Annotated in this window: 14 protein-coding genes; 2 read left to right on the top strand and 12 right to left on the bottom strand. The window is 61.0% G+C overall.

Features of this window, described 5'->3' with window-relative positions; genetic code table 11:
- Positions 1-5 precede the first annotated feature (5 nt).
- Genes V1T76_RS23680 through V1T76_RS23690 form a run of 3 tightly spaced genes read right to left on the bottom strand, consistent with a single transcriptional unit; the run spans position 6 to position 4,015 of the window.
- Positions 6-1,451, bottom strand: a complete 1,446-nt coding sequence (locus tag V1T76_RS23680; RefSeq protein ID WP_330563147.1) for a caspase family protein — start codon at positions 1,449-1,451, stop codon at positions 6-8.
- Positions 1,448-3,019, bottom strand: coding sequence for a caspase family protein (locus tag V1T76_RS23685; protein ID WP_330563148.1), 1,572 nt, complete (start codon positions 3,017-3,019; stop codon positions 1,448-1,450). The genes V1T76_RS23680 and V1T76_RS23685 overlap by 4 nt, the downstream gene beginning before the upstream one ends.
- Before the next feature lie 9 nt (positions 3,020-3,028).
- The gene (locus V1T76_RS23690; RefSeq protein WP_330563149.1) at positions 3,029-4,015 is read right to left on the bottom strand and encodes an OmpA family protein; all 987 of its coding nucleotides are present in this window, start codon (positions 4,013-4,015) and stop codon (positions 3,029-3,031) included.
- Between the two features lie 220 nt (positions 4,016-4,235).
- Here V1T76_RS23690 and V1T76_RS23695 point away from each other — a divergent pair, with 220 nt between their 5' ends.
- A complete protein-coding gene (locus V1T76_RS23695; RefSeq protein ID WP_330563150.1) occupies positions 4,236-5,507 on the top strand; it encodes a caspase family protein in 1,272 nt (423 codons plus the stop codon).
- Between the two features lie 133 nt (positions 5,508-5,640).
- Here V1T76_RS23695 and V1T76_RS23700 read toward each other — a convergent pair whose 3' ends face one another.
- Complete coding sequence (locus tag V1T76_RS23700; RefSeq protein ID WP_330563151.1) at positions 5,641-6,309, bottom strand: OmpA family protein; 669 nt, start codon at positions 6,307-6,309, stop codon at positions 5,641-5,643.
- Positions 6,310-6,492: 183 nt separating this feature from the next.
- Here V1T76_RS23700 and V1T76_RS23705 point away from each other — a divergent pair, with 183 nt between their 5' ends.
- On the top strand, positions 6,493-8,121 hold the full coding sequence (locus V1T76_RS23705; protein ID WP_330563152.1) for a hypothetical protein: 1,629 nt from the start codon (positions 6,493-6,495) through the stop codon (positions 8,119-8,121).
- Here V1T76_RS23705 and uxuA read toward each other — a convergent pair.
- From uxuA to V1T76_RS23745, 8 genes are all read right to left on the bottom strand, one after another.
- Positions 8,118-9,305: a mannonate dehydratase gene (gene uxuA, locus V1T76_RS23710; protein WP_330563153.1), complete on the bottom strand. Its 1,188-nt coding sequence runs from the start codon at positions 9,303-9,305 to the stop codon at positions 8,118-8,120. The two genes, V1T76_RS23705 and uxuA, sit on opposite strands and share 4 nt — an antisense overlap.
- On the bottom strand, positions 9,302-10,756 hold the full coding sequence (locus tag V1T76_RS23715; RefSeq protein WP_330563154.1) for a mannitol dehydrogenase family protein: 1,455 nt from the start codon (positions 10,754-10,756) through the stop codon (positions 9,302-9,304). Before V1T76_RS23715 ends, uxuA begins: the two co-directional genes overlap by 4 nt.
- A complete protein-coding gene (gene kduD, locus V1T76_RS23720) occupies positions 10,746-11,474 on the bottom strand; it encodes a 2-dehydro-3-deoxy-D-gluconate 5-dehydrogenase KduD (RefSeq protein WP_330563155.1) in 729 nt (242 codons plus the stop codon). The genes V1T76_RS23715 and kduD overlap by 11 nt, the downstream gene beginning before the upstream one ends.
- Complete coding sequence (kduI, locus tag V1T76_RS23725) at positions 11,471-12,295, bottom strand: 5-dehydro-4-deoxy-D-glucuronate isomerase (protein ID WP_330563156.1); 825 nt, start codon at positions 12,293-12,295, stop codon at positions 11,471-11,473. Before kduI ends, kduD begins: the two co-directional genes overlap by 4 nt.
- A gap of 27 nt (positions 12,296-12,322) precedes the next feature.
- Positions 12,323-12,640, bottom strand: a complete 318-nt coding sequence (locus V1T76_RS23730) for a cupin domain-containing protein (RefSeq protein ID WP_330563157.1) — start codon at positions 12,638-12,640, stop codon at positions 12,323-12,325.
- Between the two features lie 10 nt (positions 12,641-12,650).
- Complete coding sequence (locus tag V1T76_RS23735; protein ID WP_330563158.1) at positions 12,651-13,931, bottom strand: TRAP transporter large permease; 1,281 nt, start codon at positions 13,929-13,931, stop codon at positions 12,651-12,653.
- A 1-nt stretch (position 13,932) separates the two neighbouring features.
- Positions 13,933-14,460 (bottom strand): TRAP transporter small permease, encoded by a 528-nt coding sequence (locus tag V1T76_RS23740; protein WP_330563235.1) that lies wholly within the window; start codon positions 14,458-14,460, stop codon positions 13,933-13,935.
- A gap of 122 nt (positions 14,461-14,582) precedes the next feature.
- Complete coding sequence (locus tag V1T76_RS23745) at positions 14,583-15,563, bottom strand: TRAP transporter substrate-binding protein (RefSeq protein WP_330563159.1); 981 nt, start codon at positions 15,561-15,563, stop codon at positions 14,583-14,585.
- Positions 15,564-15,580 lie beyond the last annotated feature (17 nt).

Consider the following 15,580-nt stretch of genomic DNA (forward strand, 5'->3'; position numbering starts at 1 on the left):
GCCGGTTATGGCCGGATTTCATAGTCCTTGTAGCCGGCGGCCCAACGGGCACTGCGATTTGCATTGTCCGAGGTCCAGACCTTGTTGAGGCGGCCGGAGAGTTCTTTCATGAAATCGATCTTGTCACCGATCGGCTCGAATTCGCCGTTGGCGGCAAGTAGGTTTTCCAGATCGACCGGATCCTCGGTCACGATCGCCAGCAGCTTGCCCTTGCCGGCCGGGGCTTCGGCCTCGAAGCTGAAACCATAGGAGGGGTCCGGGACCGTGAGAGCGGAGTTGGCACGGATGCGGCCGGTCTTGCCGGCAGCGCGGTCCTCGTCGGTTGGGAACAGCAGCACCAGATCGTCTTCCACGGTCAGGTCGAAAAGGGTGAGATAGCCATCGACCGCGCTGGTGAGCTGAAACTGGACCTCGTCACCGATCTGGTGCGTTGCACCGGGCAGGATCGAAACCTTGATCGCCTGCGAGGATTGTTCCGGCAATACGTCGGAAACATCGTCGGCGGTCGTCCCGGTCACCGTCTGGACAGGTTCTTCGGTCGAAATCGGCTGCAAGATGAAGGCTTCGTTGCGCGGTGACATGTTCGGCGTGAACTGCAGATCGCGGCAGTCTTCGACGCGCTGGCACCATTGTTCGGTGCGTGGCCTGAGATAGTTCAAGAGTTCGGCGGTGGTGACACGGCCATTGCCGTTGAGGTCTGCCTCGCGCGTGCGCAGGCCCCGGATCAGGTTCTGGGTGAAGATGCCCGAGCCGTTGGTTTCCCACGCGAGCTGATGCGGCAGGGCAGCGGACAGGGTCAGGTGAACATTGGTTTCACGCGCCAGAGGCTCCTCGTCGCGAACCACCGGCAGGGACCTGGAAACACCCGTGAACGGCAGGTAACGCGCCTTGGCGTCGACACCCCTGGAGGTGAGATCCGGCACGACATCGCGGTTGACCGTGCCGGAATGGCAGGAATCGGCGATCAGGATCACTTCGCGGCCCTTCAAGGTTGCAAGGGCAGAGGCGATTTCATCATCGGTGAGCATATCCTCGGCTCTTGCGCCCCTGCGGCCGTAGTCGGTCGGAACGAAGGTTTCATCGAGGCCATCTTCCTCGTCGCCGTTGCGGTCGGGAACCTGCGAGCCGTGACCGGAGTAATAGATGATGACGCGGTCGCCCGGCCGGGTTTCGTTGACGAGCCAACCGGTGATGGACCCCAGAATACTGTTCTTGGCCGCGCCTTCTTCCAGCAGGATCCGGATGTCTGACCTGGCAAAGCCCCAGTCTTCCTCGAGGAAGGAAGCCATCTGGCGCACGTCGTTTGCCGGGCCTGAAAGCTGCGCCTCCGGTTCGAGATAGGGATAGACCCCGGCGCCGATCAGAACTGCCTTTTGCGCGGCCTGACCCGTGCCGGCGGAAAGACACAGGCAAACGGTTGCGGCGAAGGCCTTGAGGTATCCGGTTTTCACTGAAGGTCTCCCTTTGCGCGCGTATAAAGCCCGACCCAGTCGAGACCGAAGGGCTGGCCGTTGAGGGTGTGTTTGAGTTCTTCCGCAAGGGCGGCAAGATCGTTGTTCTGTTGTGCGTCCTGGACCGCGTCCACCAGATCGGGCAGGGGGGACGGTGTCGTGATGGCAATCAGGTGGTCGGCGCCGAAAGGCGGGATCACCGCAGAGCGGAAACTGTCCGTCCGGCCGGGGCGGAGCTTGCCGGCTGCCAGACCGCGTTTGCCTCTGCGAACGGGCCCGACAAGTTGGACCGCCCCGTTGGAAGCAAGGTTGAACAGGACCACATTTTCGTTGCCGGACGAGCGGATCGAAAAAGTCACCTGCTCCCCTTCCGAATAGGTTCGGCTGCCATCGGAAAGGTCCAGGTCCGGGCCTTCGGATTCGGCGAACCCGATCAGGAAGGCGAGGAAGCGCCATTTGTCGACGGTTGTCTGAAGGGTTTCGGCGGACGGCGGTGCCGGAAAGGAGGCGATCACGTCACCGGTCTTGTAGACCAGCGAAGAACCGTCGCCGTCATAAATCAGATCGGCCTCTTCCTTGCTGTCGACCTTGCGGATGCCGGACAGGGAAGGAAGAATTGTGCCGGGCTCAGTGTAGAGCGTCAGTTCCGGCAATCCGGTTTCCGGGGCAGGGGCGTCGACCGCATCCTGCAGCAGGATTTCCAGGTCCCGCGATCCGGAATTGACTTCCGGTCGTTGCCGACGCTCGGTGTGGCGTTTCACCGAGGTGTTGATGTATCGTTTCAGCTCGGCCGTGTTCAGGACGCCGTCATCATCAGCGTCCGCCTCGCCCTCAAGGGAGCGGGAAAAGGCATAGGAGAGCGCCCCGCGCAACCCATCGCCGATGCGCACTTCCTGGGTAACCTTGTTGCGGTCCTGCGCATAGAGCCAGATGACGTTGCGCAGGGCGTCTTCCTGCACTTCGCCAAGCTGCCTGACCCGCTCGGCAATCCGGTCCGAAGATGTGTCGATCTGAACATCGGCGACGCGCACATGCACCTCGGCGCTCAGGTCCGCCGCCCGGGCCATATCGCCGGCAAAGCAGCTGTCGGCGACGAAGACCACGGTTGCTTCTTTCTCTTCCGCCAGCAGATGGCCGACCTCATTGTCGATGATGCGCTCGTTGACGCCAGGACCGGTCTCATCGAAACCAGCCAGCAAGAACATGTTGTCGAGCTCTTCGTGACCTGTAAGGATCGCTTCCTGGCGGGCACCATGGCCGGCATAGTGAAACACCAGCGTATCGCCCGGCCCGGCAAGCTCCGTCAGCTCTCGCCAGGCGGCAAAGACCTTGTCCCGCGTGGCGTCGGCATCTGTCAGCAGGATAACCTTGCGTGCCTCCAGCTTTTCCAGCGTGCCGGCCACATCCCGTGCGTCATTGACGGCGCCCTTGAGGTCGGTGATGTGCTGATAGTCGTCAATACCGATGACAAGGCCGTAGAGGTTTCCGGCAAACGCGGGGAGCGGGGCTGCGAGACCTGCTGCAAGCACAAGAGCAGAGGCAAAACCCGGCAGAATGGATCTGATCATGCGGGCCGCCTATTTCCGGACAAATTCGACACGCCGGTGCGCCTGATTGCGCACCTCCTCGGTGTAGAGCGACGGATCGTCGAACTGGAAAGGCTGGCTCTCACCCATGCCGAGCACCTCGATGGAACCGGAATAACCGGCCGCCAGCAAGGCGCTGCGAACGGCTTCGGCACGTTTCAGGGACAGTTGCAGATTATAGGCATCCGAGCCGACCGGGTCGGTATGCCCAATGACCTGGATGTCCGGAGAGCCCTGCTTTTCCAGCGCCTCCTGCACGTCCTGGAAGCTCGTCTTGCCGGCCTTGGTCATGACGTCCTGATCGTAGACGAACTGGATCGGAACCAGCGTCTTCTTGCGTTTGTAGCCGCGCGTTGAAAAGCTGTATTGCGAGATCGACTGGCCACTGCGCGTGACCGGGATCTTGATGTCTTGCGGTTCCTCGGAAATCTGGGCGACGATCACCGCCAGTTCGTCCAGGCGGTCGCGCAGCCGGGCGATCATGGCGTGAGCCGGTTCGGCGGGTGTCAGCTCGGTGTCGTCCACCAGGCCAAGGGCCTCCTGATAGGCGCGGAACGCTGGCAGGGTCTGTTGCTGCTTGCGCAGGATCTCGCCGAGGAGATAGGAAATGCGCCAGTGGCTGCCGAATTCCTGAAGGTCGGCGAGATTCTGCTTCAGCGTTTCAAGGTTGCCGCCATAACCGTCGAGATCCTGAAAGGGAGCGATGATGTCGAGCTGGGCATCAATGATTTCCTTGCCGAAGCCTTCCACCACCCTGCCGTCGCAGTCGCTGTCATTATAGGCCTTGTCGTAGATCTTGACGCGATCTTCGTGACTGGCGCTCAGCGGCATCGCGAGCCAGTCTTTCTGAATGCTGTCACACGAAACAAGCTGTGCGGAAGCGTCCGTTGTCAGAAGGGGCAGGACCAAGATGGCGGTGACGGCAAGACCCGCCTGATGCAATTTGCGGGCAGATAAAACAGTTCGGACAAGCGGCATGCTGGAAAGTCTCTCCAACTCTTGCATGAAAGATAATAAAATTGGCCAGGCTGGCGGGGAAGTGCAGCGAAGGGTTGAGGGCCGGTTGTCTCGCGGCTCGTTGACGTTGCAACCGTCCTGCCGGAGCAAAATCCCGGTTGCTTCTCCGTTCCTTATTGCGTTTCAATCGGGTCTCAAGACAACATCACGCAGGGTCGCTTGAGTCAATTGTCAGGGTGTCATGGGGTATTTCAAATTGATGGTTTCAAGGGAAGAGGTTGCAGCATTGCTGCGCAGTCAATTGTCCAATGCTGCCAGGCTTCTGGCGGGTTTCTGCTGTCTTTTTCTGATGGCAGCCGGCCTGGCGCAGGCTGAGGAAAACCGGTTTGCGCTCGTCATCGGAAATTCGGACTATGAAAAGATCGGGCGGCTCGGGAACCCGGCACGGGATGCGGATCTCGTTGCCAAATCCCTGGAGGCGGTCGGGTTCGAGGTGTCTGTTCATTTTGATCTCGATGAGGATGGTCTCGGCAAGGTTCTGGACGATCTGGCCGACCGTGCCCCGGAGCTGGATGTGGCTGTGCTCTATTTCGCCGGACACGGTATCCAGAAGGATGGCGAGAACTATCTGATCCCGGTGGATGCGCAGCTTAAATCGCCGACGTCGATTGAACGGGAAACGGTCAGCCTGCGTTCTTTCATGGAAGTGATGGAAGAAGTGCCGATCAGCCTCCTGTTCCTTGATGCCTGCCGCAACAATCCCTTCGCCGAACAGCTTCTGTCGCAGTCCTCTTCCGACGGGCGGTCTGCCGGAATTACCCGCGGGCTTGCACCGATCCGCACCGTTGGTGACATGCTGGTGACCTTCGCCACGCTGCCGAATTCGGTTGCCAAGGACGGTGCCGGACAGAATTCGCCTTTCGCCAAGGCGCTGGCCCGCCATGTCAACACGCCGGATGCGGAAGTCTCCGTTCTGATGAAGCGGGTGACGCGCGACGTGATGGCCGAGACGGACGGCGAGCAGCGTCCGCAGCAGTTGTCGCAGATGCAGACGGAATTCTATTTCAAGCGCACAAATGCATCGGCGCCGGAGACTGACGATCAGCAGACCCTGCTGGCGGTCTATCCCGGCTCGGTCAGTGTCGGTGAAGAAGTGTCTGTTCTGGCGGATGTACCGCAGCAATGCGCGCCGGATTTCTTCAACATTACGCCGTCCAGCCGTGTGACGCCGATCCCCACCAAGTTCTTCAAGACGGTGGACCTCGGCGGCGGCAAGATCCGCTACGAAATCTCACCTGGCTCCCGCTATGGCCTGATCGTGCAGGAGCAGGACGAAAAGGGTGCCAACCGCATCGGCTTCTTCTGCTCCATGGGCGCTGCCTTGTCCGATCAGCAGAAGAAGGAAGTTCTCAGGCGCATCAACGGACAGCTTGCGCAAAACGAGATGTCCGGAACCATCGGCTCCGACCCGGAGCTGGTTGCCTTTCACTTCGCGGAATTCAAGATCAACTGATCCGGACGGAGAGCCTGAGGGCGGCGGTCCTCGAAAATGCGAGAGGCGTGTGCCGCCTCGATCCCGGTCCGCGCCAGGCTTGGCCGGGATGAAGACGGGGAAGTTACTATGTTGGCAGGTCCTCTTGTGAGGATCAGTTGACCGGCAGCAGGACCAGTTGAACCCGGCGGTTCTGTTCGCCGTACGGGTCGCGCTGATCCTTGAGCTTGGAGGCACCCATGCCGCTTGCCAGGACGCGTTCTTCCGAAAGCCCGCCCCAGGCGGTCACATACCCGGCGATCGTCTGAGCGCGTTGCTGCGAGAGGGTTAGATTATATTGGGCGCTGCCCTTTGCATCCGTGTGGCCAAGCAGCAGGAAGCGATAGTTCTTGAACTTTTCCTGACTGAGAATGCGTGAAAGTTCGGCGAGTTTCGCGGCTTGGTCGTGGCGAAGCGAGGCAGAGTTGTAATCGAACAGGATTTCCATATCGATGGTCGGCAGAGGGTCGGTTGCAGCGGTGACCGGCGCGCCGTCGCCTGAAGGCGGGGTGGCGGCAACTTCCTCGCGGTCGACGATGCCGAGATTGACGACATCGTCCAGCGAGAAGGTGGTGTTGGACTTGAATTCCGAATTGCTGCAGCCAGCCTGATCAAGCAGGCATTTTTCCATTTCGGTCTCGGCCGAGGCGCTTGCGCCACGCGAGGCGGATGTTGCCGGTTTGCTGTCGCCGCTGAGATCGAAATCTTCAAGCGTGATCGTGCTTTGCGCCGCCGCGGGCAGAACCAGGGACATAAAAATCAGAAGAAAAGCAAAAGGCTTCATGGCAATAAACCGTACCGTTCAAGGACTGTACCCAAGGATTGATCCGGTTCTACCATAGGGTTGCCAAAAAATGGAAGTGGGCGCTGCGTCAGGTGTGTATTTGACGCTGTCCCACTATCCCTGCCAGACTTGAGACCTTACCAACTCAAACTACTGACAAACGGATTAAACAAGGGGCTGATCATGGTGCGAAACGCTGTAGCGGCGGTCTCGGCAAAGGGCTTTTGTCCGGGCGTAATACGGACGCTTGCAATTCTGGCGGTTTGTGCCACCCCATTTTCCCACCTTCATGCCGCCGACATCCGCTTGCTTGATGACAATCCCGCAAGGTCGGCGGGGTATCAGCTTCTGGACCTTGGCACCGTGAGCGAGGAAGCCATCAGTCACGTCAGGGGCCTTCAGGACGGCTTCACGTCGAAGGACGCGGTGAAAGATGGATCTCTGCCCTATTTCGAAAACGGCATTTCTGGCGACGGCGCGCATACCTATGAGACGCTGCATATCGTGCCGGCCTGGGGTGGGCTCAAAACGGGCAAGGTCATTTCCATCGAGGGCCAGATCGAGAAAGGAGATCTCGATCGCCTGAAGGAACTCGTTGAACGCACCGGGTTTTCGGATTGCCTGAAACCGGGTTACTGCCCCTACAACAACGTGATTTCCCTTAACAGCCCGGGCGGCAACCTGCGCGAGGCGCTTGAGATCGGCAAATATATCGCCGGGCAGAATTTCATCACGTTGCTTCCGGAAAACGCCACCTGCGAATCCGCCTGTTCGCTGATCTTTCTGGCAGGCTACACGCGCTACGAGGGTTTTTTCTTTCCGCGGCGTTTTGCGCATGAAACGGCCCGTCTTGGTATCCACCAGCCCTTCCTCCAGCTTCCTGAAGGCAATTACAGCGCGGATCAGGTCGAGCATGTCGTCCGGTTGATGAACCAGGGCGTCAACGAGGTCACGGACTATTTCCTCAGCACCGGTATCGGCATTGGCTTCATGCGCAACATGTACGGCACAAAGCCCGGGTCGATGTATTACCTGTCCCTGGCGGAAATGGCGGGCGAAGGCATTTTTGTCGTCGGACGTCCGCAGGATCTGTCCAATCTTGGCCGCAGCCAGATGCTGTCCTATTGCTCCGGCGTCTATCAGGGGCGTTTTAACGCTCTGTCTCCAGAGCTGCTGGCCAATCTGCAATCGAACGAACGCACCTTTTTGACCTATGTCACCGGGCAGAATTTTGTCTGTCTCGGGGTCAAGAGCCAGGATGGAAACAGTTGGCGGTCTTATGTCTGCGACGGCAGTTCGAAATGTCTGCTCGGTGAATTCGGGCAAGTGGCGCTGTTCGAACTGGAAGCCAAGGGCAAGCTTTCAGCCTTTCGTGCGCGCGACGCCGAGACCTTGATGAACATAGCCACCGGCATCGACAACACGGAGATCGGGCTGGCTTTGAAGGAGGACAATCACCGGGTGGCGCTGCTTTATTTTGTCGAGCTGTTCGCCGAAAACATGCCGACGTTCCAGACCTCCTTCAAACGCATTCCGGCAAGCCTTGCCTTTGCAAAAGTCCCGCAGGATTTCTGCGGCCAGGTCGATGAATATGACGCCGGCCTGGTGCGGCTGGTGCAGGAAGCTCTGAATGACAAAGGCATTGACGTCGGCACACCGGACGGGTCGCTTGGTCCCAATACGCGCAAGGCCATCGGGCGGGCCAGCAGGCAACTGCTCAACCGCGACGATAGTGTCATCGACCCGCCACTGCTGAAAGCGCTGGGCGTGCCCGAAGACGAGGTCCGCGGGCACGTCCTGTGTGGTGGCTAGGCCGTGACGGCCCCTGCCGCAGTAAGACCCGCGATGACGCCGCGCAGCTCGGCAAGTCCGCGCATCCGTCCGATAAGGGGATAGCCAGGATGGGCACCGCGATCGGCGTCGGTCAGAAGCTCGTGGCCATGATCGGGCCGGAAGACGATTTCGTCATCCGCCCGGCCTTCACGCCGGCGCCTGGCGTCTTCGCGAAGAAGCACGCCGAGCAACGCAGGCATGTCGGTGTCGCCGCCAAGGTGGGCAGCTTCCTCAAACGAGCCGTCCGGGTCTTTCGCCACATTGCGCAAGTGGGCGAAATGGACCTTGCCGGCAAAGCGTTCCGCGATTGCAGGCACATCGTTTTTCGGGTTGGCGCCAAGGGAGCCGGAGCAGAGTGTCAGGCCGTTGGAAGGGCTTTCGACCGCTGACAGGATCCAGTTGATATCGTCCGCATCCGAGACGATACGCGGCAGCCCGAGAAGATCCCGGGGCGGGTCGTCGGGGTGGACGGCCAGCTTCAGGCCAAGGTCTTCCGCAGCTGGAACGACTTCCTCAAGAAAGCGCTTGTGGTTTTGTCTGAGCGCGGCGCGGTCGAGGCCCTCATAAGGGAGGAGGGCCTCGCGCAGGCCATTGGGGTCGTAGCGGTCATAGGCACCGGGCAGGCCTGCCATGATGGACTGCGTCAACCGGTCGAGGTCCGGCTGGGTCGCGGCTTCGAACCAGCGTTTCGCTTCGGCCAGCACCTGCTCGCAATAGTCTTCTTCCGCGTTGGGTCGCTGGACCATGTAGAGCTCGAAGGCCGCCATCTTGGCGGCGGAAAACCGCAGGCAGGTGCCTCCGCGTGCAACAGGGGCTGTCAGGTCTGTCCGCGTCCAGTCGAGCAGCGGCATGAAGTTGTAGCAGATGACCTTGATGCCTTCGGCGGCCAGGTTTGCCATCGACTGCCGGTAATTGGCGAAGAACTCGGTCAGGTTGCCTTCGCCGCGCTTGATGGCCTCGTGAACCGGCAGGCTTTCCACCACGGTCCAGGCAAATCCGGCACCTTGAAGCTGCGCGCGGGTCTTCGCGATGGTTTCGCGCGGCCAGATCTGGCCGTAGGGAATTTCGTGCAGCGCCGTGACGATGCTGACAGCACCGGTCTGGGCGATTTCGGAAAGCGAGATGCGGTCATAGCCGCCATACCAGCGCCAGCCTTCGATCATGACAAAGCCCCGATTGTGTTGCGGACGCCATCGGCCTTCAAGGCGGCGTAGGCGGAGGTCACGGATGGCTGCAAGGCCGCGGCCAGCTTGGGGGCGAATATTTCGGTGACCCCCAGAAGCGCGGCCACTTCGCCGGCATCGCCATCGGCCTCGCGGACAAGAGACTGCAGGCGTTCGCTCAGCGGGTCGCGCACATCGATCGGCTTGCCCTCAAGATCGGTGCCGCCGACGTAGATCATCCAGGCGGCAATGGCCAGGCACAACCCCGGGCAGTTTCGCCCGTTTGTCAGGTTGTCGTGCACCGTTCCCAGAATGCGCTGCGGCAGTTTCTGGCTGCCGTCCATGGCGATCTGCCAGGTGCGATGCCGGATGCCGGGATTGGCGTAGCGGGCGAACAGCGCATCCGCATAGTCTTCCAGGTCCGTTCCCGGGGGCGCTTCGAGTGAGGGAATGATTTCCCGAAGCCACAGGTCCTTGACGAAGCGCGCGAACAGCGGATCGACGACAGTTTCGGCAATCGTCTCGTGCCCCGCGAGATAGCCGAGATAGGCGAGCGCGGAATGCGTGCCGTTGAGCATGCGCAACTTCATGTGTTCAAAGGCGGTGACACTGTTCACGAGCTCGACGCCCGCTGCCCCCAGGTCCGGTCTGGCATCCGCGCCGTAGGCCGGGACGAAGTCGTCTTCCACCACCCATTGCCGGAACGGTTCATGCAGCACCGGCGATGCGTCGTACCGGCCTGTCTTCCGGGCGATCGCGTCGACATCTTCCGGTTTCGTGGCCGGCACGATCCGGTCGACCATGGTTGCCGGAAAACGGCCCTCGGCTTCAATCCACGCGGCCAGGTCCGGATCGAGCCTTTCGGCTAGATCCAGCACGATGCGACGGACCAGCCGGCCATTGTCGGGAAGGTTGTCGCAGGTGAGAACCGTGAAGGGCGGCAGACCGGCAGCCCTGCGCCGTGCCAGCGCCCGCACCAGATATCCCGGGGTGGAGACGGGCTGCGCGGCCTTGAGGTCATGCGCAATGTCCGGATGATCGATGTTCAGCCTGCCGGTTGCCGGGTCGTGGCAATAGCCTTTTTCCGTCACGGTCAGGGTGACGATCCTGATGGCTGGGTCAGCCATGGCCGCCAGCACCGCCTCCGGGTTCTCACGGGCGACCAGCACTTCCCGGATGATCTCCACCTGGCGCAGGCTTTCGCCCTCAGGGCCAAGTTCCTGCGCGGAGTAGACAAAGTCCTGCGGGGCCAGCCGGTCATGCATGCGCGGGCTTTGCAGGCTGACGCCGATGATGCCCCAGTTGTCTCCTCGGGTACCGCCGGAGGCCTTTATGGCGTCTTCGATATAGATGGCGCCGAAGGCCCGGAAAAAGGCCCCGAGACCCAGGTGAACGATGCCGGCTTTCGGCGCCGGGTTCGTTCTGGAAAGGCGCGGCAAGTCAGCGTGCAAGCCAGCCTCCATCAACGCTCAGGATGGCACCGTGAATGTATTTGGCTGCCGGTGAGGCGAGAAAGACCGCTGCCTCGCCAATGTCACTGGCTTCGCCCCAGCGGCCTGCCGGGATGCGTTCCAGGATCTGCCGGCTGCGCTCGGGATCCTCTCGCAGGGCTTCGGTGTTGTTGGTGGCGATATAGCCGGGGGCAATGGCATTGACGTTGATGCCTTTTGCAGCCCATTCGTTTGCAAGCAGCCTTGTGAGGCCGGCAACACCATGTTTGGCGGCGGAGTAGGACGCCACGTTGATGCCGCCCTGGAAGGACAGCAGCGAGGCGATGTTGACGATCGCTCCGGTGCGGCCGGCGTTCAACGCCGCCTTGCCGAAGGCCTGACAGGAGAAGAAGACCGCCTTCAGGTTCACGTCCATGACGTCGTCCCAGTCGGTCTCGCTGAAGCTCGTCGCCGGCTCGCGGCGAATGATGCCTGCGTTGTTGACAAGGATGTCGATCTGTTCCGCCTCGAACAGCGGCACGGCGGCCATCGGATCGGACAGGTCGAGCGGCACATGGCGTCCCTTGTCGATGTGGGCCAGCGTTTCGTCGCAGTCGCGGCGGGCGGCGCACAGAACTTCGGCGCCCGCGTTGCTCATGGCAATGGCGATGGCCTGGCCAATGCCGGTGTTGGCGCCCGTCACCAGAGCGCGGTTGCCTTCAAGAGAAAAGGGGTTCATCTGAGGTCTCCCATTGCCACCATGTCCATGTCGGTGAAGTCGACATTATCGCCGGCCATGGCCCAGCAGAAGGTGTAGGCCCCCGTACCGGCACCGCAGTGGATCGACCAGGGCGGAGAGATCACAGCGTCCTCGTTGGCCATCACCAGGTGCCGGGTCTCGTCCGGTTTGCCCATGAAGTGGAACACGCGCTGGTCCGGGCCGAGCTCGAAATAGAGGTAGGCTTCCATGCGGCGGTCATGCACATGGGCCGGCATGGTGTTCCAGACCGAACCGGGAGCGAACTGGGTGTAGCCCATCAGCAACTGGCAGCTTTCGGCAACTTCGGGGTGGAGGAACTGCAGGATGACGCGTTCATTCGAGGTTTCCGCCGATCCGAGTTCCACCCGGCGGGCGTCCTGGACGGTGATCAGCCGGTTCGGGCAGGTGCGGTGCGCGGGGGCGGAGAGAATGTAGAAACGGCCCGGGCCGGAGAAGGTGACGGGGCCGGAACCCATGCCGATATAAAGCACGTCGCCCTTGCCAACCTGATAGGTTTCGCCGCCCGCCTTCACGGTGCCGGCCTCGCCAATGTTGAGAATGCCGAGCTCGCGCCGGTCGAGAAGTGACGAGGTGCCGGCTTCCTTGACTTCGTCCAGCACGAGTTCGCCGGAGCCCGGTACGGCTCCACCCAGGATCAGACGGTCGTAATGGGTGTAGATCAGGTTGATCCTGCCGTCCTCGAACAGGCTTGAAGCATGGAAGTGTTGGCGCAGACCCGCGGTATCGAGGGTCTTGGCGGTGTCCGGATCGATGGCGTAGCGGGTTTCAATGGTCAGCATGGTAAAATCCTTGGAAGCAGGCTGTCTTTAAAGAAAATCGTCGCGGCGGGGCGTGAAAGTGTCGATCAGCGTTCCCGGTTCCAGACACAGACAGCCGTGCACCGCATTGGAAGGAATGACGAAACTGTCACCGGGGCCGACGTCGAAGTCGTCGTCGTCTATCGTGAAGCGGAAGCGGCCACTTTCGACATAGGTCGATTGTACGTGCGGATGATTGTGCAGCTTGCCTTCCGTACCTTCTTCAAGAAAGCGAAAGGCGACGACCATCAGGTCCGGACTGTCGGACAGGACCTGCCTGCGGACGCCCGGATCGGCGGTCACTTCGGGAAAGGATTTCACGAACATTCGATAGGCCTCAATGGAACAGGGATGGCAGCCACAGCGACAGGGACGGGATGTAGGTCACCAGGAGCAAGGTGAAGACGGCGGCGCCGTAGAAGGGCCAGATCGTCCTGATCGCATCCCAGACCGATATCCGGCCGACGGCACAGCCGACAAAGAGCACGGTGCCAACCGGCGGCGTGCACAGGCCGATGCCGAGGTTGAGCACCAGGATGACGCCGAAATGGACCGGGTCGACGCCGAAGGCGGTGGCAACCGGCAGGAAGATCGGCGTGGTGATGACGATCAGCGGTGACATGTCCATGAAGGTGCCAAGGAAAAGCAGAACGATGTTGATCATCAAAAGGATGAGCAGCGGGTTCTCCGAAATGCCTTTCAGAAATGACACCAGTTGCGCCGGGATGTGCAGGAAAGCCAGCAGCCAGCCGAAGGAGGCGGCACAGCCGATGACCAGCAGCACCATGGCGGTGGTCCGCACAGCGGCCTTGGTGGCAGCAACGAATTCCGCCCAATGCATCGTACGGTAGGCAAGCGCTGTCACGAGCAGGGCATAGACAGCCGCGATGCAGGAGCTTTCGGATGCCGTGAAAACGCCGGAGCGCACGCCGCCGAAGATGATGCCGATCAGCAGCAGGCCGGGAATGGCGTTGATGAACAGTGCTCCGAGCGCGGACCATCCGGGAAAGCGTTCGGTCGGATAACCGGCGCGCCGGGCAACGAACCAGGCGGTGACCATCAGCGAAACTGCGAGCAGCAGTCCGGGCAGGATGCCGGCGGTGAAGAGATCCGCGATGGAAAGACGCCCACCGGCGGAGATCGAATAGATGATCATGTTGTGCGAGGGTGGCAGCATCAGCGCGATGATCGATGAGACGACGGTGACGTTGACGCCGTATTCGACCGAATAGCCCTTTTCCTTCATCTGCGGGATCATCAGGCCGCCGATGGCGGTCGCATCGGCCGCGGCGGAGCCGGAGATGCCGCCGAAGAGGACGGAAGCAGCGATGTTCACCTGGCCGAGGCCGCCGCGCATGTGCCCGACCACCGCCCCGGCAAGCGCCACCAGCCTTCGGGCGATGTCGCCGCGGACCATCAGTTCGCCGGCAAAGATGAAGAAGGGGATCGCCATCAGCGCGAAGACTGAAACACCCGAATTGAGACGCTGGAAAACGACAACGGGTGGCAGGTCCATATAGAGCACTGCGGCCAGAGAGGCCGCACCCAGGCAGAAGGCGACCGGGGTGCCAATCAGCAGAAGGATCGTGAAGGTGCCGAAGAGGATTACGGGTTCCATGTCATGCAGCCTCTTCGATAGGGTCTTCGCCGAAGCGTGCGGTCGGCAGACCGGCCGCGCGGCGCATCAGGCGTTCGATGGAAAAGAGAAAAACCAGGCAGCCGCCACCGACCAGCGGCAGGAAATCGACCGCGCCTGAAACCCCGAGTGATGGCAGTTTCACATCCCAGGTAGACAGCGCCAGTTCCGCGCCGTACCAGGCCATACCTGCGCCAAAGGCAGCGACCACGGCATCGGAGATGCTGTAGAGCACCAGTTTGGCCCCCTGCGGCAGGAAGTAGAGCAGGACGTCGAAACTGAGGTGGTAGCCTTCCCGGATTCCGACAGCAGCGCCGAGGAAGATGAACCAGCCCATCAGGATAACGGACGCGGGTTCCGACCACACGAGGCTGTCGTTCATCACGTAGCGCATGAACACTTGCGCGGTGATGAACACGGTCATGAGAATAAGGCCGGCTCCGGCAAGCCAGAGCGCTGCCGTGGAGACAAGGCGCAATATCTGCGCGGCGAACTTGAGATGAGGCTGCACGTCGAGATCCTGAAGCAGGGAGCCGGGCAAGGCGAAACCTGAAAATCAGCCCGCAGCCGGCCGGGCCGTTCCGCGGTCGATGGACCGCGAAACAGCTGCTCCGGCTGCGGGCTTCGTGAAGATCAGTCGGTCGCGCGGATGCGGGCGACGAGATCCTTCAGCTTTTCGGATGTCACATGCTTTTCGTAGACGCTGTCCATGGCTGCCATGAACGGCTCCTTGTCGATTTCGGTGACCACTTCGACACCGGCAGCGCGGACCTTTTCCTCAGACGCCTTTTCGCGGGCCTGCCACTGTTCGCGCATGAAGGGTACGGAGTCCTTTGCAGCCTGGCGGACGGCTGCCTGGTCTTCCGGAGACAGCTTGTCCCAGGATTTCTTCGACATGACCAGCACTTCCGGCACGATCAGGTGTTCGTCCAGGGTGTAGTAGCCGGCAACTTCGAAGTGACCGGACGACTCGTAGGACGGCCAGTTGTTTTCCGCACCGTCGATAACGCCGGTCTGGATGGACGAATAGACTTCGCCGTAGGGCATCGGCGTCGCGTTGGCGCCGAGTGCCGACATCATGTCGACGAAGATGTCGGACTGCATCACGCGCACCTTCATGCCCTCAAGGTCTTCAATCGATTTAATCGGTTTGACCTTGTTGTAGAAGCTGCGAGAGCCGCCGTCGTAAAAGGCAAGGCCGACATAGCCGTGCGGCTCGAACGCCGCCAGGATTTCCTCGCCGATCGGGCCGTCCATGACGGTGTGCATGTGGTCGACACCTTTGAAGACGTAGGGGAGCGAGACGACCTTGGTTTCCTCCACAAGGTTGTTGAACGGGCCCATGGACACGCGGTTCAGGTCGATCACGCCGAACTTGGTCTGCTCGATGGTGTCCTTTTCCTCGCCCAGCTGGGCGGAGTGGAACACTTCAACGCAGATGCGGCCATCCGTGCGCTCTTCGAGCAGCTTGCCCATCTGCTTGACGGCCTCCACCGTCGGATAGCCATCCGGATGGGTGTCGGACGACTTCAGGGTCACTTCGCATGCGAGCGATGCGGTCGTGAAGGCGGCAGTCGCCAGAAGCGACGCCGCAAGTGTTTTCAATACTTTCATACTCTCCTCCCGAAATT

This window comes from Roseibium sp. FZY0029 (assembly GCF_036350355.1).
GTDB lineage: Bacteria > Pseudomonadota > Alphaproteobacteria > Rhizobiales > Stappiaceae > Roseibium.